The sequence below is a fragment of the Ruminococcus sp. 5_1_39BFAA genome (assembly GCF_964240875.1).
GTDB lineage: Bacteria > Bacillota > Clostridia > Lachnospirales > Lachnospiraceae > Blautia_A.
On sequence record NZ_CAXSVO010000020.1, the window covers coordinates 1 to 22,084 of the forward strand.

At 47.5% G+C, this 22,084-nt stretch carries 19 protein-coding genes, 1 pseudogene and 1 other annotated feature; of the genes and pseudogenes, 5 read left to right on the forward strand and 15 right to left on the reverse strand.

Annotated elements, in window-relative coordinates; all coding sequences use genetic code 11:
* Positions 1–118: 118 nt before the first annotated feature.
* From rpsU to ACESZH_RS17080, 7 genes are all read right to left on the reverse strand, one after another.
* Positions 119–295, reverse strand: a complete 177-nt coding sequence (gene rpsU / locus ACESZH_RS17050; protein WP_004222305.1) for a 30S ribosomal protein S21 — start codon at positions 293–295, stop codon at positions 119–121.
* Positions 296–449: 154 nt separating this feature from the next.
* Positions 450–3,089: an alanine--tRNA ligase gene (gene alaS / locus ACESZH_RS17055; protein WP_373217889.1), complete on the reverse strand. Its 2,640-nt coding sequence runs from the start codon at positions 3,087–3,089 to the stop codon at positions 450–452.
* Positions 3,090–3,179: 90 nt separating this feature from the next.
* The gene (tyrS, locus tag ACESZH_RS17060) at positions 3,180–4,409 is read right to left on the reverse strand and encodes a tyrosine--tRNA ligase (protein ID WP_373217891.1); all 1,230 of its coding nucleotides are present in this window, start codon (positions 4,407–4,409) and stop codon (positions 3,180–3,182) included.
* A gap of 80 nt (positions 4,410–4,489) precedes the next feature.
* Positions 4,490–4,746 (reverse strand) — a binding site (T-box leader).
* An 86-nt stretch (positions 4,747–4,832) separates the two neighbouring features.
* Positions 4,833–6,533, reverse strand: coding sequence for a hypothetical protein (locus tag ACESZH_RS17065; RefSeq protein ID WP_373217892.1), 1,701 nt, complete (start codon positions 6,531–6,533; stop codon positions 4,833–4,835).
* Positions 6,534–6,555: 22 nt separating this feature from the next.
* Positions 6,556–7,911 (reverse strand): cell wall hydrolase, encoded by a 1,356-nt coding sequence (locus ACESZH_RS17070; protein ID WP_373217893.1) that lies wholly within the window; start codon positions 7,909–7,911, stop codon positions 6,556–6,558.
* Positions 7,912–8,110: 199 nt separating this feature from the next.
* The gene (gene cydC / locus ACESZH_RS17075; protein WP_373217894.1) at positions 8,111–9,769 is read right to left on the reverse strand and encodes a thiol reductant ABC exporter subunit CydC; all 1,659 of its coding nucleotides are present in this window, start codon (positions 9,767–9,769) and stop codon (positions 8,111–8,113) included.
* Positions 9,766–11,505 (reverse strand): ABC transporter ATP-binding protein/permease, encoded by a 1,740-nt coding sequence (locus ACESZH_RS17080; protein ID WP_373217975.1) that lies wholly within the window; start codon positions 11,503–11,505, stop codon positions 9,766–9,768. The genes cydC and ACESZH_RS17080 overlap by 4 nt, the downstream gene beginning before the upstream one ends.
* A 204-nt stretch (positions 11,506–11,709) precedes the next feature.
* Between ACESZH_RS17080 and ACESZH_RS17085 the strand changes: the two genes are divergently transcribed.
* Entirely contained in the window at positions 11,710–12,024 is a 315-nt protein-coding gene (locus tag ACESZH_RS17085; protein WP_373217895.1) for a hypothetical protein, read from the forward strand.
* A 26-nt stretch (positions 12,025–12,050) separates the two neighbouring features.
* On the opposite strand, the gene ACESZH_RS17090 is transcribed toward ACESZH_RS17085, so the two are convergent.
* Positions 12,051–12,230, reverse strand: coding sequence for a hypothetical protein (locus tag ACESZH_RS17090; RefSeq protein ID WP_373217897.1), 180 nt, complete (start codon positions 12,228–12,230; stop codon positions 12,051–12,053).
* Positions 12,231–12,328: 98 nt separating this feature from the next.
* Here ACESZH_RS17090 and ACESZH_RS17095 point away from each other — a divergent pair, with 98 nt between their 5' ends.
* Both ACESZH_RS17095 and ACESZH_RS17100 read left to right on the forward strand, forming a co-directional pair.
* On the forward strand, positions 12,329–12,673 hold the full coding sequence (locus tag ACESZH_RS17095) for a hypothetical protein (protein WP_373217900.1): 345 nt from the start codon (positions 12,329–12,331) through the stop codon (positions 12,671–12,673).
* A gap of 28 nt (positions 12,674–12,701) precedes the next feature.
* Positions 12,702–12,983, forward strand: a complete 282-nt coding sequence (locus tag ACESZH_RS17100) for a hypothetical protein (RefSeq protein ID WP_373217901.1) — start codon at positions 12,702–12,704, stop codon at positions 12,981–12,983.
* Between the two features lie 183 nt (positions 12,984–13,166).
* Here ACESZH_RS17100 and ACESZH_RS17105 read toward each other — a convergent pair whose 3' ends face one another.
* The 7 genes from ACESZH_RS17105 to ACESZH_RS17135 all read right to left on the reverse strand — a co-directional run bounded on the left by ACESZH_RS17105 (position 13,167) and on the right by ACESZH_RS17135 (position 18,553).
* Positions 13,167–14,435, reverse strand: coding sequence for a competence/damage-inducible protein A (locus tag ACESZH_RS17105; RefSeq protein ID WP_373217904.1), 1,269 nt, complete (start codon positions 14,433–14,435; stop codon positions 13,167–13,169).
* A gap of 20 nt (positions 14,436–14,455) precedes the next feature.
* The gene (gene pgsA / locus ACESZH_RS17110) at positions 14,456–14,995 is read right to left on the reverse strand and encodes a CDP-diacylglycerol--glycerol-3-phosphate 3-phosphatidyltransferase (protein WP_373217906.1); all 540 of its coding nucleotides are present in this window, start codon (positions 14,993–14,995) and stop codon (positions 14,456–14,458) included.
* Positions 14,979–16,316, reverse strand: a complete 1,338-nt coding sequence (gene rimO / locus ACESZH_RS17115; protein WP_373217908.1) for a 30S ribosomal protein S12 methylthiotransferase RimO — start codon at positions 16,314–16,316, stop codon at positions 14,979–14,981. The genes pgsA and rimO overlap by 17 nt, the downstream gene beginning before the upstream one ends.
* A gap of 67 nt (positions 16,317–16,383) precedes the next feature.
* Positions 16,384–16,701, reverse strand: coding sequence for a DNA-directed RNA polymerase subunit omega (rpoZ, locus tag ACESZH_RS17120; RefSeq protein ID WP_373217909.1), 318 nt, complete (start codon positions 16,699–16,701; stop codon positions 16,384–16,386).
* Positions 16,702–16,746: 45 nt separating this feature from the next.
* On the reverse strand, positions 16,747–17,394 hold the full coding sequence (gmk, locus tag ACESZH_RS17125; RefSeq protein WP_373217911.1) for a guanylate kinase: 648 nt from the start codon (positions 17,392–17,394) through the stop codon (positions 16,747–16,749).
* Positions 17,387–17,659: a DUF370 domain-containing protein gene (locus ACESZH_RS17130; protein WP_373217913.1), complete on the reverse strand. Its 273-nt coding sequence runs from the start codon at positions 17,657–17,659 to the stop codon at positions 17,387–17,389. The genes gmk and ACESZH_RS17130 overlap by 8 nt, the downstream gene beginning before the upstream one ends.
* Before the next feature lie 15 nt (positions 17,660–17,674).
* A complete protein-coding gene (locus ACESZH_RS17135) occupies positions 17,675–18,553 on the reverse strand; it encodes a YicC/YloC family endoribonuclease (protein WP_373217914.1) in 879 nt (292 codons plus the stop codon).
* A gap of 139 nt (positions 18,554–18,692) precedes the next feature.
* On the opposite strand from ACESZH_RS17135, the gene ACESZH_RS17140 reads away from it, so the two are divergent.
* Both ACESZH_RS17140 and ACESZH_RS17145 read left to right on the forward strand, forming a co-directional pair.
* Positions 18,693–20,450 carry an NFACT family protein gene (locus ACESZH_RS17140; protein WP_373217915.1) on the forward strand — a complete coding sequence of 586 codons (1,758 nt, stop codon included), beginning with the start codon at positions 18,693–18,695 and terminating at the stop codon, positions 20,448–20,450.
* An 18-nt stretch (positions 20,451–20,468) separates the two neighbouring features.
* Positions 20,469–22,025, forward strand: a pseudogene (locus ACESZH_RS17145) (ABC-F family ATP-binding cassette domain-containing protein).
* Positions 22,026–22,084 lie beyond the last annotated feature (59 nt).

The following is a 22,084-nucleotide window of genomic DNA, read 5'->3' on the forward strand; positions in this document are numbered from 1 at the left end:
TCTTTTAATTATTCCATATATTAGAAATATTTTCCATAGAAATATTACTCAAAAATTAATGCAATTTTGTACTAGTTAAAAATCCCTGACTTATGCAGTCAGGGATTTTTGCGCACAATTAATTATATTTACGTTTTCTTGCGGCTTCAGATTTTTTCTTACGACGAACGCTTGGTTTCTCGTAATGCTCTCTTTTACGGATTTCCTGCTGAATACCCGCTTTAGCACAGCTTCTCTTGAATCTGCGAAGAGCGCTATCTAAAGTCTCGTTCTCTTTTACGATTACGTTTGACATAGACTCACACCTAACCTCCCTCCAGTTGTAGATTGTGCTTAAATACAACTGTCTGGGTATTTTTCTTGCACGAGTATCATTATATATCATACCCTTTGCATTCGTCAACAACTTTTGGGTAAATTTACAAAAAAAGTTTGTCTTCTTACTTTCCTTACTTCAACTGGCCTTCCAGAATACCGGCTACTGCGTCAACAGCTTCCTGTGCCTTTTCCGGATTCTTTCCGCCGGCCTGTGCCATATTCGGACGTCCGCCGCCGCCACCGCCAACAATGGCTGCTGCTGCTTTGATCAGGTTTCCGGCATGTGCGCCTGCCTTCTGTGCTGCATCCGTAGCCATGGAAAGAAGATTTACCTTTCCGCCATTTACGGCTGCAAGAACGACAACGCCCTCACCCAGCTTTTCCTTTAACTGATCGCCCAGGTCGCGAAGCCCGTTCATGTCAACGCCCTCTACCTTTGCGGCAAGGAGTTTCACGCCTTTGACCTCTACAACCTTATCCATAACGTTTCCAAGAGCACCCTGCGCCAGCTTGCTCTTTAAGGATTCATTCTCACTGGAAAGAGCCTTCACCTCACCCTGAAGGTGACTGATCTTCTCAACGATCTCGGATGGATTTGCCTTTAAAGCCTTTGCAGCCTCATTCAGCAGCTCCTCCTGCTTCTTATAGTATTCCAGAACACCGTTTCCGGTGAGTGCCTCGATACGGCGCACGCCTGCTGCGATACCGGACTCGGAAACGATCTTAAAGAGCATAATGGAGCTTGTATTTGCCACATGGGTACCGCCGCACAGCTCCTTGGAAAAATCACCCATGGATACCACACGTACCTTCTGGGAATATTTCTCCCCAAACAGTGCCATTGCGCCGGATTTCTTTGCTTCCTCAATATCCATTACATCAGTGGAAACCGTAAGCCCTGCCTGAATCTGCTCGTTTACCAGCTTTTCAACACGCTGGATCTCCTCTGCTGTCATAGCCTGGAAATGTGCAAAGTCAAAACGCAGTCTGTCCGGTGTTACCAGGGAACCCTTCTGCTCTACGTGGGAGCCAAGTACAGTCTTTAATGCCTTCTGAAGAAGGTGGGTCGCGCTGTGGTTCTTTTCCGTATCTTTTCTGGCTGCTGTATTTACTTCCAGTGAAACAGTCTCTCCCTTGGAGATCATACCGGATTCCATATATCCAACATGTCCGAATTTACCGCCGCGCAGCTTAATGGTATCTTCTACCACAAATTTACCGTTTGCAGTCACGATGACGCCGCTGTCACCCTCCTGACCGCCCATGGTTGCGTAGAATGGTGTTTTCTCCACAAAGATGGTTCCTCTCTGGCCTTCCATAAGGGAATCTGCGATCTCTGTCTCAGTTGTAATGACCGTTACCTGAGATTCAAAGGAAAGATGGTCATAGCCTACAAACTCTGTAGTAACGGAGGTATCGATCTCATCGTATACCGTTGCATCAGCACCCATATAGTTTGTCACCTCACGGGCTTCACGTGCCTTTGTACGCTGCTGCTCCATAGCGGCCTTAAAGCCGTCCTCATCTACCTCATAGCCCTTTTCCTCCAGGATTTCCTTTGTCAGGTCAAGAGGGAATCCATAGGTATCATAAAGCTTAAATGCGTTGTCGCCGGAAAGTACCTTTTCTCCGGCAGCCTTCATCTCATCCTCCATATCGGAGAGAATGCGAAGACCCTGATCAATGGTCTTATTAAACTGGTTCTCCTCGTTTGTCAGAACATTGAAGATGAACTCCTTCTTTTCTTCCAGCTCCGGATATCCGTCCTTTGAGCCTTCGATCACCTCTGCGCTCAGCTTTGCAAGGAAGGAGCCTTCGATTCCCAGAAGACGTCCATGTCTTGCAGCACGGCGGATCAGACGGCGGAGTACATAGCCTCTTCCCTCATTGGTAGGCATGATTCCATCGGAGATCATGAAGGTAGCGGAACGGATATGGTCCGTGATCAGACGGATGGATACGTCATGCTCATGAACCTTGCCGTACTCTTTGCCTGCAACCTGGCATACAAGGTTACGCAGGGAACAGATGGTATCCACATCAAAAATGGAGTCTACGTCCTGAACCACCACAGCCAGACGCTCCAGACCCATACCGGTGTCAATGTTCTTCTGTGTCAGCTCTGTATAATTGCCGTTTCCGTCATTCTCAAACTGGGTAAATACGTCGTTCCATACTTCCATGTAACGGTCACAGTCGCAGCCTACTGTACAGCCCGGTTTTCCGCAGCCGTATTTTTCTCCGCGGTCATAGTAAATCTCAGAACATGGACCGCAGGGACCTGCGCCGTGCTCCCAGAAGTTGTCCTCTTTTCCAAAACGGAAAATGCGCTCTGCCGGGATGCCGATCTCTTTATTCCAGATCTCATATGCCTCGTCATCGTCAGTGTAAACGGACGGGTAAAGACGTTCCGGATCAAGACCCACAACCTCGGTCAAAAACTCCCAGGACCAGTTCAGTGCTTCTCTTTTGAAGTAATCTCCGAAGGAGAAGTTTCCCAGCATCTCAAAGAAGGTGCCGTGACGTGCTGTTTTTCCTACATTCTCAATATCACCTGTACGGATACACTTCTGACAGGTAGATACTCTCGTTCTGGGCGGAATCTCCGCGCCTGTAAAATATGGTTTTAAGGGAGTCATTCCCGCATTGATCAGCAGGACGCTCTTATCACCCTGGGGTACCAGGGAAAAGCTTTTCATAACCAGATGGCCTTTGCTCTCCATGAAATCCAGAAACATCTTTCGAAGCTCATTTACTCCGTATTTCTTCATTTCTAATCTCCTCCTACGCTTATAAAGATTGCCATTACTCATAGGAAACGACATTGACTTGCCGTTTTCTATACATCATAGCATATCTTCTTATTTCACGCAAACCTTATTGAATTTTTTCTTTCCTCTTTTCAGCACAATTCCTTCACCCTGCAGGCTTTCTCTGGAAACCGTGTGCTTAATGTCTGTGATCTTTTCTCCGTCAATGGACACACCACCCTGTTCAATGGCGCGGCGTCCCTCGGAGCGGGTCGGTACCAGTCCAGCCTTTACCAGCATGGAGATCAAATCGATAGTACCTTCCTCTGTGAAATCTTCATCACCAAGCTCTGTGGTAGGCATATTCGCAGTATCTGCCCCGCCTGCAAACAGCGCCTTTGCGCCTGCCTGTGCCTTGGAAGCCTCTTCTGTTCCGTGAACAAGCTCTGTAAGGTGGAAAGCAAGGATCTCTTTTGCTTTATTTAACTGGCTGCCCTCCCATTTTTCCATTTCCTGGATCTCTTCCAGCGACAGGAATGTGAGAAGCTTCATACATTTGATGACATCTGCATCATCCACGTTTCTCCAGTACTGGTAGAAATCGAATGGAGATGTTTTATTCGGATCAAGCCAAACAGCTCCGGACTGGGTCTTGCCCATCTTCTTGCCCTCAGAGTTGAGAAGCAGGGTGATGGTCATAGCGTATGCATCCTTGCCCAGCTTACGGCGGATCAGCTCCGTACCGCCCAGCATGTTGCTCCACTGGTCATCGCCGCCGAACTGCATGTTACAGCCGTATTTCTGGTACAGCATGTAAAAGTCGTAGCTCTGCATGATCATGTAGTTGAACTCCAGGAAGCTTAAGCCTCTCTCCATACGCTGCTTGTAGCATTCCGCGGTAAGCATGCGGTTTACGGAGAAGTGTGCGCCTACTTCTCTTAAAAGCTCCACATAATTCAGGCTCATGAGCCAGTCAGCATTGTTTACCATCATGGCCTTGTCATCGGAAAAATCAATAAAACGCTCCATCTGCTTTTTGAAACAGTCAATGTTATGCTGGATCGTCTCTTTTGTCATCATCTGGCGCATGTCGGTTCTTCCGGACGGATCCCCGATCATACCGGTTCCGCCTCCTAACAGGGCAATCGGCTTGTTTCCTGCCATCTGGAGACGTTTCATCAGGCAAAGCGCCATGAAATGGCCTACATGCAGGCTGTCTGCGGTAGGGTCAAAGCCGATATAGAAGGTGGCTTTTCCATTGTTTACAAGGTTTTTAATCTCCTCTTCGTCTGTCACCTGGGCGATCAGTCCCCTGGCTTTCAGTTCTTCCCAAACTGTCATCTTTCTTTTCCTCCTGAATTTAATAGGATCCTGCTCCTCAGAGCACTCTCTATAAGAATAAAAATGCCCGGTTCCTGTCCCTTTAGGACGAGAACCGGGTCCCGTGATACCACCTAAATTCGCAGAAAACTCGCATTTCCTGCCTCCGTAAGTGACATGACAAAACAGCCAAATCACCCCAGCGCGATAACGTCCGCCACTCCGTTGCAGCCTACTGAGCATTGTGTTCGGTGCAAAGCTCCGGGAGGTATTCACACAGGTTCCACAGGCGCCTCTCACCATCCGGCAGCTCTCTGTCAGCTTTCCCAATGCTACTTTTTCCCATCAAAGCCTTTATCTGTTTGATACTTGCCAGTATACAAAGCCAAAAAAAATTTGTCAAGAAATTTTCCCGGTACTTTTACAACTTAACGCGCCAGCTTGTTACTGTTTCTCCCATACACCTGTCCGCTCAAAATTCTCCGCCGCTTCCCTTGCGCTCTTCACAAGCCCCTCATCGTATCCAAGCATCTGGAGAAGCCGGATCGCATTTCGGCTGCTTGCCCTGCCATGTTTCAGGATGTAGCTGAATACCACTTCATCTTCCTGAACCTCTTCCTCAAAATGGTAATTTGCATATATCCCCTCCAGAATATAGGAAAGCTCAATATCATGGGTCGCTGCAAAAGGAAGTACCCATTTTCTGGACAATTCCATCAAAATCCTGGAAGATGCGGCAATTCTTTCAATGGTATTGGTTCCGCGCAGCACTTCATCAATAATGCAGAGAAGGGGCTGCTCCTTCCTGCTCTCATCAAGAATACGTTTCAGGGATTTGATCTCCACAATAAAATAGCTTTCACCGCCGGACAGATCATCCCGGAGTGCCATGGAAGTCATCACCTTCAAAAATGGCGCACGGTATCTGGCGCAGGTGCAGGTACAAATTGTCTGGGCCAGAATAGAGTTCATTGCCACATTTTTCAAAAATGTGGATTTTCCGGAAGCATTGGAGCCTGTTACCAGCGTTCCTCCCGACACCTTGATACAGTTTGCCACTGCCTGTTCCAGAAGAGGATGGTATAAATCCTCTGCCTCCAGAGTTACATTTTTGCCATCATAGGGCAAAAATTCAGGCTTACACTGCAAAGCAAGCAGCTCCCGGAAGGAAGCGATGGAGATTGCGGCATCCAGCTCCCCGATATTGTCAAGAAGCTGCATGATCTTATCGCTTTTTCCCTGTACTTCTCTCAGAAGACGGTTATATACCAGGATATCCACATGGGTTACCATGCGGATGTAGTCCAATAAGCTCTGTAGTATGTCACCCAGATCAGAACCGTTTCCGGTGAGAAACACAGCCTTCCTCCGGAGTCCTGCAAATGCTGCCTTTCCCTCACAGATGCCGTTCATCTGCTTCGCGATTTCCGGCCACTTCACAGTTTCCATATCATCCGCTGCGGACAGCATTCCCAGAAGATGTGCATAACAGTCCAGGTAAGCCTCTACCAGCTTTCTGTCCTTTCCAGCATAATAGATAATGATATTTGCAATACAGAGCAGCATGAGCACAAAAAATCCAAGCAACGGTCGAAGCGGCAGTACGATTCCCAGACAGCCCAGTATCAGTACAAGCATTAGTATATGAATCCCTGACGATACTTTCGGAGATTCGTTCAGCACAAGAACCGTATCGGACAGGGAGCCAAGCCGTGTTTTCCCAACCTTTGAAAGGAGAAGCTGCATCTGCTCCCGTTTTTCCGTATGGGCGGAAAAGAACCTGATCAGCTTATCTCTCTCATTGATTTCCTCCTGGCTAAAGAGCGGCATACGCATCATGGCATACAGCACATCCTCTCCCGGAGAGGAGATGGTCTGGTTAACCATCCGGTACACATGATCCATATCCAGGTCGTTCCATGTTATGTCATCAATGTAAAAACCTTCTCCGCATTTCCGCCGGAAATAATGAGATATATTTTCTATATCGCCCGGTTCATACTGTCGTTCCGAAGGTTTGCCGTAAATACGGCGGATTTTTTTCAGAAGTATCTTTTTGCGTTTTCTCTCTTCATGAATAATCCATATGATAAACAGCAGGATAAGACCTGCTGTTACCATAATTACAGTCATATATGGATTCATTACTGCCCCTTTTTATGTCATATCAAACCCAGTCAACAAAGAAAATGTGATCCTTATACTGTAGATATTTTACTTTATCGAAATTCAGCGGCTGCTGCCAGAAGTAATCCTCCATCATAAAATACATACATCTGAAATCCTTCGATGGAATGCCGCTGATCACCCGCTTGCTCTTGCCAAGGAGGTAATTATTAAAGATTTCCAATGCCTCTCCAGCAGCCTTGTATGCCAGTTCACGGTTATCAAACTGTCCGTTCAGACGTCTCAGAAGCGCACCGTTCGTCACTACTGAATACTGAGGGAAGCTGCCTCCCTGGTACATGACATATCGTACAGAGGAAGGGAATTCCTTATCCGCCTTGATGGTACGGTTCAGCACACACATTACCACTGCTTCCATACCCGCCTCTCCCTGGTCGCCGGCCTCCGCCTCGCAGAAGGCTGCCAGAAGGTCAAGGTCAGACTTTGCTCCGTCTGCAACTCCCGGATGTGTTTTATACTCATTCATCAGAGTATAATTTTTGCCGTTCTTCTCATCGTATGCAGAAAAGGTAGTGCTGGAACCTTTTTCTGTCGCTACACCGTCAGCATCAAAAACATAGGTGGTTCCACCGATCTTTGCGGTTTTGTTTACATACATAACTCCCTTGGAGTTAAAGTAATACTGCTTGCTGTTCAGTGTGAGCCAGCCCGTCTGAGCACGTCCGTCCTTCTTACAGAAATAGTAGCGTTTGCTGCCTACTTTTCCGAATCCCTTCTGGTAACGAACACCTGTTGTCTTGGAAAAATAATAGTAGTATTTACCAATTTTTTTCAGACCGGTGTACATATAGCCAGTGTTTTTATCAAAATAATAGGCTTCACCGCTTTTTGTCTTATACAGGCCTGTAACCATTTTTCCTGTAGACTCGTCGAAATAACGTTTTTGCTTTTTGCTGTTTGTCATCCAGCCCTTTGCCATCACGCCGGTGCCGCTGGTGAAATAGTATTTGCTTTTTCCGATCGTCAGCCAGCCTCTTGTAAGCAGTCCTGTTTTTTTGTTGAAATAGCGGGTGTTTCCCTTGCTGTCCGTCAAAAATCCTGTCGCCATAGCGCCAGTGCCGCTGGTAAAATAACGGATATATTTGCCTTTGCTGTTCTTTTGCCAGCCTTTTAGCTGCACTCCTGTCTTTTTGTCAAAGTAGTACCTTTTTTTATTTAAGGTAAGCCAGCCCTTCTGTTTACTGCCGTCTTTTTTTATGTAGTAGGTCTTTCCATTTACGGTCTTAAATCCGGCGGTTGCGGCGTTCGCTTCCTTTGTAGGTACCAACGCCAGGATCAGCAGGATCAGAAGGATAAATATCCAGGAGCTGATGCCTTTTTTTTCTTTTTCTCTCATACCCGAACCTCATTTTCTGTAACTGTTCACGCCCAGCCACATCTTCGTTATATCCCACAGGGGCAAATTATGTCGTTTTTTTGTCAAAAGTTACAAAAATATTACATAGCTACATTATAATCAAAAACTGTTCCTCTGTCAACTGATTTGTACGGGCTGATATATTGATCGAACAAACGTGCTCTGGCACGATATTTCCTTAACTGATCCTTCCATGTTCAACAGAATAAACTCTGTCTGTGATCCGCATGGTAGACTGTCTGTGTGATACCAGTACTATGGTCTTTCCTTCCCGCTCTTCATGGAGGGATTTCAGGATAACAGCCTCGTTAAGGCTGTCCAGGTTACTGGTAGGCTCGTCCAGGAGCATCATAGGCGCGTCGTGCAGAAATGCTCTGGCAAGGCCGATCCTCTGTTTCTCGCCGCCGGATAAGGTATCTCCCAGCTCGCCAACCTCCGTATCATATCCCTTGGGCAGGCTCATAATGAAATCATGAATGGACGCTTTTTTGCAGGCCGTTACCAGTTCTTCATCCGAAGCGTCCAGCCTGGCAATACGCAGATTATTCTTAATGCTGTCATGGAATAAATGGGTTTCCTGGGTTACAAAGCTTTCCATATCTCTCAGGTTTGTGGTATTTATGTCACTGATGTTCCGGCCTGAGATTTTGATGCTGCCCTTATCTGTTTCCCAAAAGCGCATAAACAGCTTCAGAAGCGTAGACTTCCCGCTTCCGCTCCGTCCGGAAATCCCGATCACTGCATGTTCCGGAATCTCCATGCTTACATCTGACAGTATTGTTTCATCTTTATAGGCAAAAGTTACATGCTCTGCCGCCGCACCTGCAAATGTCACCGCCTGCTTTCCGGTAACATCCTCAACAACCGGTGTCTCCTCCAGAATATTCAGGACACGGTTTCCTGCTGCAAAAGTATTCTGCAGGGTGCTTCCCAGGTTTGCCAGTGCAACTGCAGGCCCAAAGGAGCTCATCAGTGCCAGAACAGCCAGAAGCATCTGTGAAAAATCAATTGCCCCGCCCTGGCAGAGTCCTGCCGCTGCAAAAAGCATCAAAAGATCAAATACCAGGATCGCTGTGTTCGTGACAGCGGCATTTCGCCCTGTTATCCGCTTCAGCAGCTCCTCATCCCCGGAAAGCTCATCTGTCTGCTGATTCATGGACTCCAGCCGCTTCTTTCCGATACCGTACTGCTGGATCTCAGAAAGTCCCCGCAGGCTGTCCAGCACAAAGCTGCTGAGTTCCCCGGATTTTGCCCGGAATTTCATGCCCGTATCTCCGCTCTGTCTGGAGATCATCACCGGAATAAACGCGCCGACCACAAGATAGGCGAGCAGAGCTATCAGCCCCAATGCCACGTGAAACTGGCTGATATACACACACATCACTGCACAAAACAGTACTGCTATCACGATCGGCGAGATCGTATGAGCATAAAACACCTCCAAAAGCTCAATATCAGAGGTGATAACGGAAATCAGATCACCCTTATCTTTTCCTTCCAGCTTTGCAGGGCAAAGCCGTCTAAGGGACTGAAATACCTTATCCCTGATCAGTGCCAGCAGCTTAAAAGCAATAAAATGATTGCAGGACTGCTCCGCATAGCGAAGGAATCCCCGCACCACCGCAAAGATCAAGGCCGCAGCAAAAATACCCCTGAGAGAAAGTCTCGTTGAAAATCCAAGTACGTTCAGGACTGCATAGCCTCCCAGCACTGTTATAAATGCAGCACAGAGATGACCGATCAATCCCATCAGGATGGCCAGTATCATATATCCGGTCAAGGGTCTTACCATACCGATCAGCCCCATCATTACACGAAATCCACTTCTCCTTTTCATGCTTCCTGACCTCCCTTTTCATAGTTTTCCAGATTCATCTGCGTATTCCAAAGCCTTGCATAAGCGCTCTGCTTTCTCAAAAGCTCCTCATGGGTACCGCTTTCCGTCAGGTGTCCCTTTTCCAGAACATATATCTTATCTGCAGAAACTACATTTGCAAGTCTGTGTGAGATCAAAATAACTGTCTTATGCTTTGCCAGCTCGAAAATCTGTTCCATAATGTCATTTTCACTTTCCACATCAATGTTTGAGGTGGCTTCATCAAAGATATAGACCTTTCCGTCAAATAATAAGGCCCTGGCAAGCGCAAGCCGCTGGCACTGTCCTCCGGAAAAGTTGCTGGCTTTTTCTGAAAGCATTGTATCAAGACCATTTTCCGATCTCAGAAATGCCGCAAGCTTCACCTGCTCCAGTACATTCCACAGTTCTTCATCCGTGGCATCCGGTTTGCCCATAAGCAGGTTTTCTCTGACAGTCCCCTTAAACAGATAGCTGTGATGGCTTACATAGATAAAATTCTTTAAAAGGCTGGCCTCTGCAATGTCTCTAAGCTCTGTTGTACCGATCTTAACACTGCCTTTATAGCCTTTGTTCCTGCCCATTAAGATGGCAGCGATCGTCGATTTTCCACAGCCGCTTTCCCCTACAATTGCTGTAAATGTGCCCTGCTCAAAGCTTAAGTCCGCATCATGGATGATCTCCCTGTCCTCTGTATAGGAGAAGCTCAGGGCTTCACAGAAAATACTGCATTCTTCCGGCATTTGTTTCTTATTTTCCTGCGGTTCCTCCGGCAGATCCAGCAGCCGGAAGATCTTATCACTTGCTGCCATTCCATTCATTGCCACATGAAAGAAAGAACCAAGCTGGCGCATGGGAATAAAGAAATCTGCGGAAAGCAGGATGATAAACAGCGCACCTGCCAGATCCGTCCTGCCTGCCTGAAATTGCGTAACAGCCATGATGGCTCCAATTGCAGCGCCGCCGTATGCGATCAGATCCATGATCGTAATAGAATTGAGCTGCATCGTCAGAACCTTCATGGTGATCTTACGGAATTTCTCAGCCTCTTCGTTCATCTGCTGATTTTTATATTCATCAGACTGGTAAATTTTCATTGTGGTAAGTCCCTGCAGGTTTTCAAGGAAGGTATCCCCAAGTGCTGTGTACTGACCCCAGTACTTTGCAAGAAGCTTCTTCGCCCAGGTCTGGACAGCCGCAATAGACAGCGGGATCAACGGTACACAGACCAGCAGCACAATGGCTGACGGAATGTTTACAAAGCATAGTACCACAAACAGTGTCAAAGGTGCCAGCATGGCATAGAAAAACTGCGGCAGATATGAGCCGAAATAGGTTTCAAGCTGATCTACACCCTCTACAGACACCTGTACTATCTCAGAGGTCTGCACCTGCTCCAGATACGACGTTCCCAGCCGGAGGAGTTTTTCATAGATCATCTGCCGGATATTCTTTTTGACCGCTTTTGAGGAAAGATAACTCATCCGTACGGCGCCTTTGGAGCAAAGATACCGGACCACCACTGCAGCGGCTGCGATCACCATGGTGGTTATGATCTGTTCCTTCTTCGCATCCTGCCTGTATATTCCCGCAAGAAGCCTTGTAATGGCTCCCATCATGGTAATATTCGCAGCAAGTGAGCACCACTGCAGTACAACATTGTTTCTTACATATTTTTTGCTTTCGCTGACTGTATTGATCAGCCGCTTATTAATCATCATGTTTTTGTCCCCTCTGAAATCGTATCAGTTATAATATACTAACGTCAAGCATATCATACTAACATTTTTCCGTCAAGTTTAACTCAAAACATAGATTCACTTCCTTTATCCACTTTTGCCGCAAAATATTTTTGCCGCAGTCACACACTGCCTGTCCCACTCATATGATGAAGTGTAAATAAAAATCTGGAGGATTTTAACATGAGTGATTTAGCTGCTACAAACTGCGGATGCGGCGAGGAAAGAACAGGCTGCGGTTGCGGTTGCGAAAGCAACTGTGGATGCGGTTGCGATAACAACTGCGGATGCAACAACGGCTGTGGTAATTGGGGCTTTGGAGGCTTCGGCGGAAACAACTCCTGCTGCAGCATTATCTGGATCATTATCCTGCTGTCTCTCTGCGGCAATAATGGCTGCGGATGCGGCAACAATGGCTTCGGAAACGGTGACTGCTGCTGGATTATCATCATCCTTCTGCTGCTTTGCGGCGGATGCGGCAATGGCTGCGGATGCTAATCTGACAAACAAAATCAGGGCAGAGGTTAATTCCTCTGCCCGCTTTTTTTTGTATTATGGTACGCTGCCGGATTCGCTTTCTTTTGCGCGGATTTTTCGGGTTTCTGTCCGATGTTTCCCGGTTTTGCCTTTCTCTTCAGGCATTCCAGATCCAGCTCATATATCGTATTGCCATCTATGATCAGTCTTTCCGTTTCAGATTTCATATATTTCAAACCTCTCTTTCCCTATATCATATGTCAAAACCTCTTTTCCGGTCATATTTTAATAATAAAGTCATAGATTTAGGAAAAGGGGATTCCGTATGAATGAAGAATATATTGCACAGACGGCGCTTGACCAGATGGTAGGAACAGACCGGGAACAGCTGCTGAAAGCCGCGATCCCTTATCTGCCGCCTAAGGGGCAGCAGGTTCTTTCCATTTATACAAAAGTACGAGAGCTTTCTAATACGCTGGCTATTTTCGGCTCCATGGACAGCCGCATGGAAATGTGCGCTGCTTCTGCGCCAAGCACACAGCCGGTGGAGATATTGGATGATATCAGGCGTTATTGTTATGGGGACAGCAGGAAAATGCTGGATCAGATGGTAAATATGATGGCTATGGTACAAATGCTGAAGGTTATGGGGGAGTCTTCTGAAAAATGATAGATGAAAATGGAAAGGATGGATTTTGATGGGAAATATGGATGGGGATTGGAAGAATAATCCGAAGCTGGCGGGGATGGACATGGCAAAGCTTGAGATGTTGCAGGGTTTGGCTCAGCAGGGGGTTGGGAAGAGTCCTACGGATCTGCTGCCGTATATTATGGGGGCAGCGGCTCAGGGGAAGAATGCGGGGCTTAAGTTTGATAATAATGAGATCAATACCATCATTGAGGTGCTGAAGATGGGGAAAACGCCTCAGGAGGCGGCGAAGTTGGATCAGGTGGTTAGGTTGATGAAAATGATACGATAGGATGCGAGGGGGCAATCTCGGAGGGAAGGCCGAATGCCCCCTCGCGCTCCCCCCTTTGGCCCCTTTCGACACGAAGCGCTTTCGCGCTATGGCGATATGGGATTTCACACGGTGGGGGTGCGACGAGTTTGGCGTGTCGGATGAGCATTGGGAGAGAGCATTCTCAGGAGGGAGGGGTGGCGGTTAGTCGTTGCGGGTGATTCCTTCCATGATGCACTCGCGGAGGAGGGCCAGGGCGTGGGCGGTGGCTTGGGAGCGGATTTTCGCCCGGTTTCCGGTGAAGTGGTATTCTCGGGTTATGATTTTGTCGTTGTAGCAGCAGCCCATGAATACGGTTCCTACTGGGGTTTCTTTTGTTCCGCCATCGGGGCCGGCAAGGCCGGTGATGGAGAGGCAGATGTCGGAAGCGGCGCTGATGCGGCCGCCTTTTGCCATTTCCTTGGCGCATTTAGCCGATACGGGGCCTTCTGTTTTTAGGGTGGATTTTTTGACGCCAAGGCATTTTCTTTTGGCGCGGTTGCTATAGGTTACATAGCCGTGGGAGAAGACCTCGGAGGCTCCTGGAACATTTACGATGCGGGAGGCGATGGCGCCTCCGGTGCAGGACTCTGCCAGGGACAGGACGAGCTGCTGGTCTTTCAGCATGTCCACTACTGCTTCTTCCAGGGACTTTTCGGCATCGGTTGCAAAGATGTTTTTGCCGAAACGATTCTTTAACTCACGGACAATGGGTTTAATCATCTTTTTGCATTCTTTTTCGTTTTCGCCTTTTGCGGTGATGCGCAGATGAACCTCTCCTACCTTTGCGTATGGTGCAATGGTGGGGTTTGTCTGGTCTTTGATCAGATCCTGGATGTCCTCTGCCACCTGGCTTTCGCCGATTCCGCAGATTTTTACTACCTGGGAGTAGATGGTTTCGGGCAGCTTTTTGCGCAGGAAGGGATAGACCTCTTCCTCAAACATGGGCTTCATTTCATTAGGCGGTCCGGGGAGCAAAATGGCTGTCTTGCCGTTTTTTTCCATGATCAGACCAGGTGCGGTGCCGTTGTGGTTATCAAGGACAAGCGCACCTTCCGGTACCATTGCCTGTTTATAGTTATTTGCGGTGATACGGCGCTGGGGATTATTCTTTTCGTACTGCTTCATATAGAATTCCAGGCGCTCTTTTGAGTGGGCATCTTCTACCAGAGGAAAGCCCATCACACTGGATGTTACTTCTTTTGTCAGGTCATCCTCCGTGGGGCCCAGGCCACCTGTAAGGATTACAACATCAGAACGCTCCAGTGCTGTGGAGATTACCGCTTCCATACGCTTTTCATTGTCCCCGACCACTGTCTGATAATAGACAGACAGTCCAAGTCCGGCACACTGCTCCGATAGATAAGCGCTGTTTGTGTTGACGATATTTCCAAGCAATATCTCTGTTCCTACAGATACAAGTTCTGCGATCATTGGTATCTCTCCCTTCTAAGCTATTCCTGCATGGATATGATTTTCTTGTTTTGCCAAATGTATGTGATCAGTGAAATGACGGTCAGCGCCAAGGATACCCAGTAAAAGACCTCAGTCAGCAGCCCTAAGAAGCCGTCAAAGTTCAGGATCAGCAGGATGATCAGCACCATCTGGGAAACCGTCTTAAATTTTCCCCAGTAGTTTGCAGCAATTACCACGCCGTTTTCTGCGGCAATAAGACGGAAGCCGCTGATGATAAATTCTCTCGCGATAATAATGATCACAAACCAGGCAGGAAGCCTGTCCAGCTCGATCATACAGATCAGTGCAGAACATACAAGAAGCTTATCTGCCAGCGGATCCATAAATTTTCCAAAATTCGTTACCAGATTGTTTTTTCTTGCCAGATAGCCATCAAACCAGTCCGTAATGCTGGCTCCCACAAAGATGACAAGACAGATGTAACGGTTAGCCTCGCCGCCCCATCCTGTAAGAATAAACAAAACAAAAAAGGGAACAAGTATCATTCTTGCAACTGTCAGTTTATTCGGTGTATTCATTTTCCAACTCTCCTATAAGATCATATTCCAAAGCACCTGTCACACGGACTCTCGCGAAATCTCCCGTCATCAGAAGCTCGCCCGTCTGAACAAAGATATATCCGTCCACCTTGGGGGCATCCCCGTAAGTCCTGCCTATGTAGGCACTCTCATCAGCCACCTTGCCCTCTATCATAACCGTAAGCACCTGACCGATTCGTTCCTGTCCTTTATCATAGGAAATTTCCTGCTGAAGCTCCATCAGCTCATCACGCCGTTCCTCTTTGAGCTCCTGCGGTATCTGATCCTCCATGGACGCTGCAGGTGTGTCTTCCTCTGCCGAATAAGCAAATACGCCAAGTCTGTCAAACTCCATTTCATTGACAAATTCCATCAGCTCCTGGTGGTCCTCCGGGGTCTCTCCGGGAAAACCGCTGATCAGTGTTGTCCGAAGGAAAATATCCGGGATCTCCCGGCGGAGCTTCTCCACAATGGCAATAAGCTCTTCCTTTGAGGTGCGCCGTCCCATTCGTTTCAGAATCCGGTCACTCGCGTGCTGGATGGGCAGATCCAGATAGTGGCAGATCTTCTTTTCTTCCTTCATGGTCTGTATCAGCTCGTCGTAAATTTCTTCCGGATAGCAGTAAAGAACCCGGATCCAGCGGATACCGCTGATCCTGCACAGCTCCTTCAAAAGAATATGCAGTGATTTTTTGCCATACAGATCTGTACCGTACACAGTGGTCTCCTGCGCAACCAATATCAGCTCCTTCACACCCTGCTCTGCCATATCCTCCGCCTGCCTGATCAGCCGCTCCATGGGAACGCTTCGGAATTTTCCCCTCAGCTTCGGAATGATACAGTAAGTACAGTGCTTATCACATCCCTCTGCGATCTTCAGGTAGCCGAAATGTCCTCCTGTTGTAAGGACACGTCGTCCCAGATCATCGGGAAGATAGTTGATATCCTTAAATTCTGCAAAACGATGGCCCGTTTCCGCTTCCTTTACCGCCTTCAGGATCTCTCCGTAGGAGGTGGTTCCCAAAACAGCATCCACTTCCGGTATTTCTTCTGTGATCTCGTTTTTGTAACGCTGCGCCATACATCCTGTGACGATCAGAACCTTACAGGTACCTGCCTTTTTATACTCCGCCATCTCCAGAATGGTATTGACACTTTCCTCTTTTGCATCGCCGATGAAACAGCAGGTATTGATAATGATAGCCTCTGCCTGTTCCTCATCGTCTACGATCTCATGACCATCTCTGGTCAGAAGTCCCAGCATCTCCTCGGAATCCACAAGGTTTTTGTCGCATCCTAACGAAATGAATAATAGTTTCATAGATTCTCCTCGATATATGTGAGGGCCGCTGCAATCGTCGCTGCAGCAGCCCTTTTTGTTGCCAAGCTTAAGCTTCCTCTGTGGAAACTGTCTCAGAAGCCGTCTCTGCTTCCGGCAGCTCCTCTTCTAACACCAATTCCTCTTCTTCGGATTTACCCGGCAGGATTTTTACTTTTCCTTTGTATAACTCATCGATCGCGATGGAAAGCGGCTTTTTGCCGGATGCACCGTCTACAAGCGGCTTGGAGCCTGCGATAAGCTGGCGGGCACGCTTGCTTGTGGCGAGCACAAGGGAATAACGGCTGTTCAGAACCATTGCCTGATCGTCGTCCTCATTGTTTGTATTAATTGCCTCGATTAATTCTGAATAAGATGGATGGATCATTTCAATTCTCCTTTCATTATAAATGGTCCGGGGACCATATTGGTATCATGATATATATTTACAGGGATCCTTTTCCCCGAAAACAGCAGCCTCTAACTGAAGTTTTCTCACAAAATCAAGATTTCTGTCCATTCGGGAATGCTCGCTGCGGATGATCTCGTGAAGCTTATCCACGCATTCCTCCAATTGATCATTGATGAGAATGTAATCATACTCTTCCACGCCTTCTGCCTCCTGAGATGCACGTTTCAAGCGGTCCGCGATCACCTGCGGTGTCTCGGTTCCCCTGCCTGTAAGCCTGTCCTTCAGGATTTCCATGGAAGGCGGTGCGACAAATACAAGAAGCGCCTCCGGGATTTTTTCCTTTATCTTTCTGGCGCCCTGTATCTCAATCTCCAGAATTACATCCTTCCCCGCCTCAAGCTGCTCCTCCACATAGGAACGGGGCGTTCCGTAATAATTTTCTACATACTGGGCGTACTCGATCAGCGCGTCGTCTTTTATGAGTGCTTCAAACTCCTCTTTTGTACGGAAAAAGTATTCTCTTCCGTCCTCCTCCCCAGGTCTGGGGGATCTGGTAGTAACAGAAACAGACAGCGCATAATTGTCATACTTTTCCAGCAGACGTTTCATGACTGTCCCTTTTCCGGCACCGGAAAAACCGGATACCACAACCAGGATTCCTTTACTCATGGCTCTCTCCCTTATTTTCATATTCATATGCGTCCGCAAATCTTCTGGCAATGGTATCAGGCTGGATTGCGGACAAAATAAGATAATCATCAGATGTGACGATAACCGCTTTTGTCTTTCTGCCCTGGGTCGCGTCTATCAGGGAGCGCGTCCCTTTTACGCTCTGCACCATACGTTTTACCGGTGCGGCATCCGGGCTTACAACAGCCACGATTTTCTGTGAATTTACCACATTACCGAAGCCGATATTGATTAATTTTGCCATGTCTTCAACCTTCCGTTACTCAATATTCTGGATCTGCTCACGGATTTTTTCTATTTCGGTCTTTAAATCTATGGCGATATCGGAAATGATCAGATCACTTGATTTTGACAGGATGGTGTTTGCCTCACGGTTCATCTCCTGAGCCATAAAATCAAGCTTGCGCCCTATTCCCTCTTTTTCATCCAGCATTTTTTTCATGCCCTGGATGTGGCTGTGCAGGCGTACGGTCTCCTCGTCATTACAGATTTTATCGGAAAACATCACAACCTCTGCAGCGATCCTGGAGTCATCGATCTGGGAATCCTCCAGAAGCTCATGGACTTTTGCCTCCAGCTTCTCGCGGTAGGTGTCCACCACCTGCGGCGAACGCTCCTCGACCATGCAGACCTTTTCATCCAGGCCTTTTAGTTTTCCAAGAAGGTCCTGCTTCAGGTTTTCGCCTTCCCGCAGTCGGGTGGCAACAAATTTTTCGCAGGCTTCCTTAAGTACTCCCTCCAGGCAGCCCCACAGCTCCTCTTCATCGAGAGACTGTTCTTCCATAGAAAGGACTTCCGGATAACGGGAAAGAGTTGTGGCTTTGATATCGTTTTCCAGACCGAACTCCTCTGCCATTTCCCTGATATAGCTCAGATATTCTTTTGCCAGCTCTTTATTATACTTCAGAGCCGCACAGCTTAAAGAATAATCCTCATAGGTGATAAACACATCCACCTTGCCGCGCTGGATGTATTTCTTCAGCAGGTTACGGACAGCTCCTTCCAGAAAACTGAGTTTCTTTGGCATCTTGATACTCAGATCCAGATACCGGTGGTTGACGGATTTTAACTCAACTGCAATCTTCCGCTCACTTGTTATCACTTCGGCACGGCCGAAGCCAGTCATACTTTTTATCATCTTTATCTCTCACTTTGCGTTTCCGTTACTGATACAGTAACTGTTTACAATCAGATTTATTATAGTTCATTCTAAAAGGCTAGTCAAACTCTTTTTTATTCGTTATAATGTTACCGTATAAGAAAGTGAGGAGATTTTTATGGCATTTGACGGAATTACCATTGCTGCAATGGTTTGTGAATTAAAAAAGAATCTGATGGGCGGTCGTATCAATAAAATTGCCCAGCCAGAGAATGACGAGCTTCTGATCACAGGAAAAGGCCCGGAGGGATCGAAAAGGCTGCTGCTTTCAGCCAGCGCCTCTCTCCCGCTGATCTATTTTACCTCCAAAAATAAAGTCAGCCCCCTGACAGCACCTAATTTCTGTATGCTGCTCAGAAAACATATCGGCAGCGCCAGGATCATAGATATTCGTCAGCCGGGGATGGAGCGGGTTGTGGAGTTTGAACTGGAGCATTTAAATGAGCTGGGGGATGTGTGCCGCAAGGTTCTCGTCATGGAACTGATGGGCAAGCACAGCAACATCATCTTCTGCGATGACAAAAAAATGATCCTGGACAGCATCAAGCATGTTTCCTGCAATGTAAGCTCCGTGCGCGAAGTGCTCCCGGGGCGGCCTTATTTTATTCCCCAGACCCAGGAAAAGCTGAACCCCTTCACGGTCACGGAGGATGATTTTCTGGAAAAGGTGTGCCGTAAGCCCGCTTCCATATCCAAAGCAATTTATACGACTCTTACGGGTTTAAGCCCTGTAATGGCTGAAGAAATCTGTTTCCGCGCCTCTATCAGCGGAAGCGATGCCGCCCAATCTTTGGATGAAGCTGCCTGCCGGACTCTTTACTGTGTTTTTTCACAGCTTATGGAACAGATCCGAAAGGAAGATTTCACTCCCACCATCGTGTACCGCGGCGACGAGCCAGTGGAATACGGGGTACTGCCCTTCCGGCAGTATGGAAACCAGTACCGTTTCGAAACCTTTGAAACGGTTTCTGAGATGCTGGAAACTTACTATGCTTCCCGGGATACCATTAACAGGATCCGTCAGAAATCCGCTGATCTGAGAAAAATCGTACAGACTGCATTGGAGCGCAACAGAAAGAAATTATCTCTCCAGCAGAAGCAAATGAAGGATACCCAGAAAAAGGATAAATATAAGATTTACGGGGAATTAATCAACGCTTACGGCTATGGACTGGAGGAAGGCTGCAAATCCTTCCAGGCATTGAATTACTATACAAACGAAGAAATCACCATTCCTCTTGATCCGACCCTTACTCCCCAGGAAAATTCAAAAAAATATTTTGAACGCTACGGAAAGCTGAAACGGACTGAGGAAGCTCTGACAGAACAGCTTGCGGATACCCAGAGTGAGATCACCCATCTGGAATCCATTTCCAATGCCCTGAACATCGCTCTTGAGGAAAGCGATCTCGCCCAGATCAAGGATGAGCTGACGGAATACGGCTATATCAAAAAGCATTTCACCGGAAAAAAGGGAGCCAAAATGCAGGCAAAATCAAAGCCCTTCCACTATGTTTCCAGTGATGGGTATGACATTTTTGTTGGAAAGAATAATTATCAGAATGATGAGCTGACCTTTAAGCTGGCAACCGGAAATGACTGGTGGTTCCACGCCAAAAAGATGCCAGGCTCTCATGTGGTAGTAAAAACAAAGGACGGGACCCTGCCTGACAGAACCTTCGAGGAGGCTGGCAGCCTGGCAGCCTACTATTCCAGCGGGCGAACCGCTCCAAAAGTCGAGATTGATTATCTGCAGAAAAAGAATGTAAAAAAACCGGCAGGGGCAAAGCCGGGCTTCGTGGTTTACTATACCAACTACTCTCTGATGGCAAGTCCCGACATCTCCGCCCTATCCCTGGCGGATGAAAAACGATAAACACAAAGGAGAAATTTTATGAGTATCTTAAACGTTGAACATCTGACCCACGGCTTTGGCGAACGGGCTATTTTTCAGGATGTGTCCTTTCGTCTCCTAAAAGGCGAGCACATCGGCCTTGTGGGAGCCAATGGCGAAGGAAAATCAACCTTTTTAAATATTGTAACAGGAAAACTGATGCCTGACGAAGGAAAAATACAGTGGGCAAAAAATATCCGGGTCGGCTATCTGGACCAGCATACGGTGCTTACCCAGGGTATGACCATCCGGGACGTTTTAAAATCTGCCTTTTCTTATCTTTTTGAGCTGGAAGAACGGATGAATGAGATCTGTGACTCTCTGGGAACTGCATCGCCTGAAGAGATGGATGCCCTTATGGAGGAACTTGGTACCATTCAGGATACACTGACCATGCACGATTTTTATATTATTGACGCAAAGGTGGAGGAGATCGGGCGCGCTCTGGGACTTATGGATATCGGCCTGGACAGAGATGTGACAGACTTAAGCGGCGGTCAGAGGACAAAGGTCCTTCTGGGAAAGCTCCTGTTGGAGAAGCCTGATATCCTCCTTCTGGACGAGCCCACCAACTATCTGGATGAAGAGCATATCGCATGGCTGAAGCGTTATCTTTTAGACTATGAGAACGCTTTCGTGCTCATTTCCCATGATGTCCCGTTTCTAAATGAGGTGATCAATCTTGTTTATCATATGGAAAATCAGGAATTGAACCGCTATGTGGGCAATTATGACCATTTCCAGGAGGTTTACGCGGTAAAAAAATCCCAGCTTGAGGCCGCCTACCGCCGCCAGCAGCAGGAAATCAGCGAACTGAAGGATTTCGTGGCACGAAACAAAGCCCGTGTCGCCACCAGAAACATGGCAATGTCCCGTCAGAAAAAGCTTGACAAAATGGACGTGATCGAGCTTGCAGCATAAAAGCCGAAGCCGGAATTTCATTTTAAACAGGGCCGCACGCCCGGAAAATATATTTTTGAGACAAAGGATCTGGTCATCGGCTACGACGAACCGCTCTCCCGCCCTCTGTCCCTGACTATGGAAAGAGGAAATAAGATTGCCCTTGTGGGAGCAAACGGTATCGGTAAGACAACACTGCTGAAAAGCATTCTGGGCCTGATCCCGGCCCTTAAGGGTGAATGTCAGCTTGGGGAGAATCTTTCCATCGGATACTTTGAGCAGGAGGTCAAAGGTGACAATAAGACCACCTGTATCGATGAGATCTGGGCTGAATTCCCTTCCTATACCCAGTATGAGGTGCGCTCTGCCCTTGCAAAGTGCGGTCTTACCACAAAGCACATCGAAAGCCAGGTCCGTGTCTTAAGCGGAGGTGAGCAGGCAAAGGTGCGCCTGTGCAAGCTCGTAAATAAAGAAACAAATATTTTGCTTCTGGACGAGCCTACCAATCACCTGGATGTGGATGCAAAGGCGGCTTTGAAGCAGGCGCTTATTGAATATAAAGGAAGCATTCTTTTGATCTGCCACGAGCCGGAATTTTATCAGGATGTGGTTTCCCAGGTTTGGGACTGCAGCAAATGGACCACCAAGGTATTGTAAAACCCTGTTTTTCAAATTTAAAGGCATGAGTGAAGCGTAATTGCCTCTCTCATGCCTTC

Coding starts and splice junctions, on each gene's coding strand:
- rpsU (WP_004222305.1), bottom strand. CDS start 295: ATGTCAAACGTAATCGTAAAAGAGAACGAGACTTTAGATAGCGCTCTT.
- alaS (WP_373217889.1), bottom strand. CDS start 3,089: ATGAAGAAATACGGAGTAAATGAGCTTCGAAAGATGTTTCTGGATTTC.
- tyrS (WP_373217891.1), bottom strand. CDS start 4,409: ATGACAGTTTGGGAAGAACTGAAAGCCAGGGGACTGATCGCCCAGGTG.
- ACESZH_RS17065 (WP_373217892.1), bottom strand. CDS start 6,533: ATGAATCCATATATGACTGTAATTATGGTAACAGCAGGTCTTATCCTG.
- ACESZH_RS17070 (WP_373217893.1), bottom strand. CDS start 7,911: ATGAGAGAAAAAGAAAAAAAAGGCATCAGCTCCTGGATATTTATCCTT.
- cydC (WP_373217894.1), bottom strand. CDS start 9,769: ATGAAAAGGAGAAGTGGATTTCGTGTAATGATGGGGCTGATCGGTATG.
- ACESZH_RS17080 (WP_373217975.1), bottom strand. CDS start 11,505: ATGATTAATAAGCGGCTGATCAATACAGTCAGCGAAAGCAAAAAATAT.
- ACESZH_RS17085 (WP_373217895.1), top strand. CDS start 11,710: ATGAGTGATTTAGCTGCTACAAACTGCGGATGCGGCGAGGAAAGAACA.
- ACESZH_RS17090 (WP_373217897.1), bottom strand. CDS start 12,230: ATGAAATCTGAAACGGAAAGACTGATCATAGATGGCAATACGATATAT.
- ACESZH_RS17095 (WP_373217900.1), top strand. CDS start 12,329: ATGAATGAAGAATATATTGCACAGACGGCGCTTGACCAGATGGTAGGA.
- ACESZH_RS17100 (WP_373217901.1), top strand. CDS start 12,702: ATGGGAAATATGGATGGGGATTGGAAGAATAATCCGAAGCTGGCGGGG.
- ACESZH_RS17105 (WP_373217904.1), bottom strand. CDS start 14,435: ATGATCGCAGAACTTGTATCTGTAGGAACAGAGATATTGCTTGGAAAT.
- pgsA (WP_373217906.1), bottom strand. CDS start 14,995: ATGAATACACCGAATAAACTGACAGTTGCAAGAATGATACTTGTTCCC.
- rimO (WP_373217908.1), bottom strand. CDS start 16,316: ATGAAACTATTATTCATTTCGTTAGGATGCGACAAAAACCTTGTGGAT.
- rpoZ (WP_373217909.1), bottom strand. CDS start 16,701: ATGATCCATCCATCTTATTCAGAATTAATCGAGGCAATTAATACAAAC.
- gmk (WP_373217911.1), bottom strand. CDS start 17,394: ATGAGTAAAGGAATCCTGGTTGTGGTATCCGGTTTTTCCGGTGCCGGA.
- ACESZH_RS17130 (WP_373217913.1), bottom strand. CDS start 17,659: ATGGCAAAATTAATCAATATCGGCTTCGGTAATGTGGTAAATTCACAG.
- ACESZH_RS17135 (WP_373217914.1), bottom strand. CDS start 18,553: ATGATAAAAAGTATGACTGGCTTCGGCCGTGCCGAAGTGATAACAAGT.
- ACESZH_RS17140 (WP_373217915.1), top strand. CDS start 18,693: ATGGCATTTGACGGAATTACCATTGCTGCAATGGTTTGTGAATTAAAA.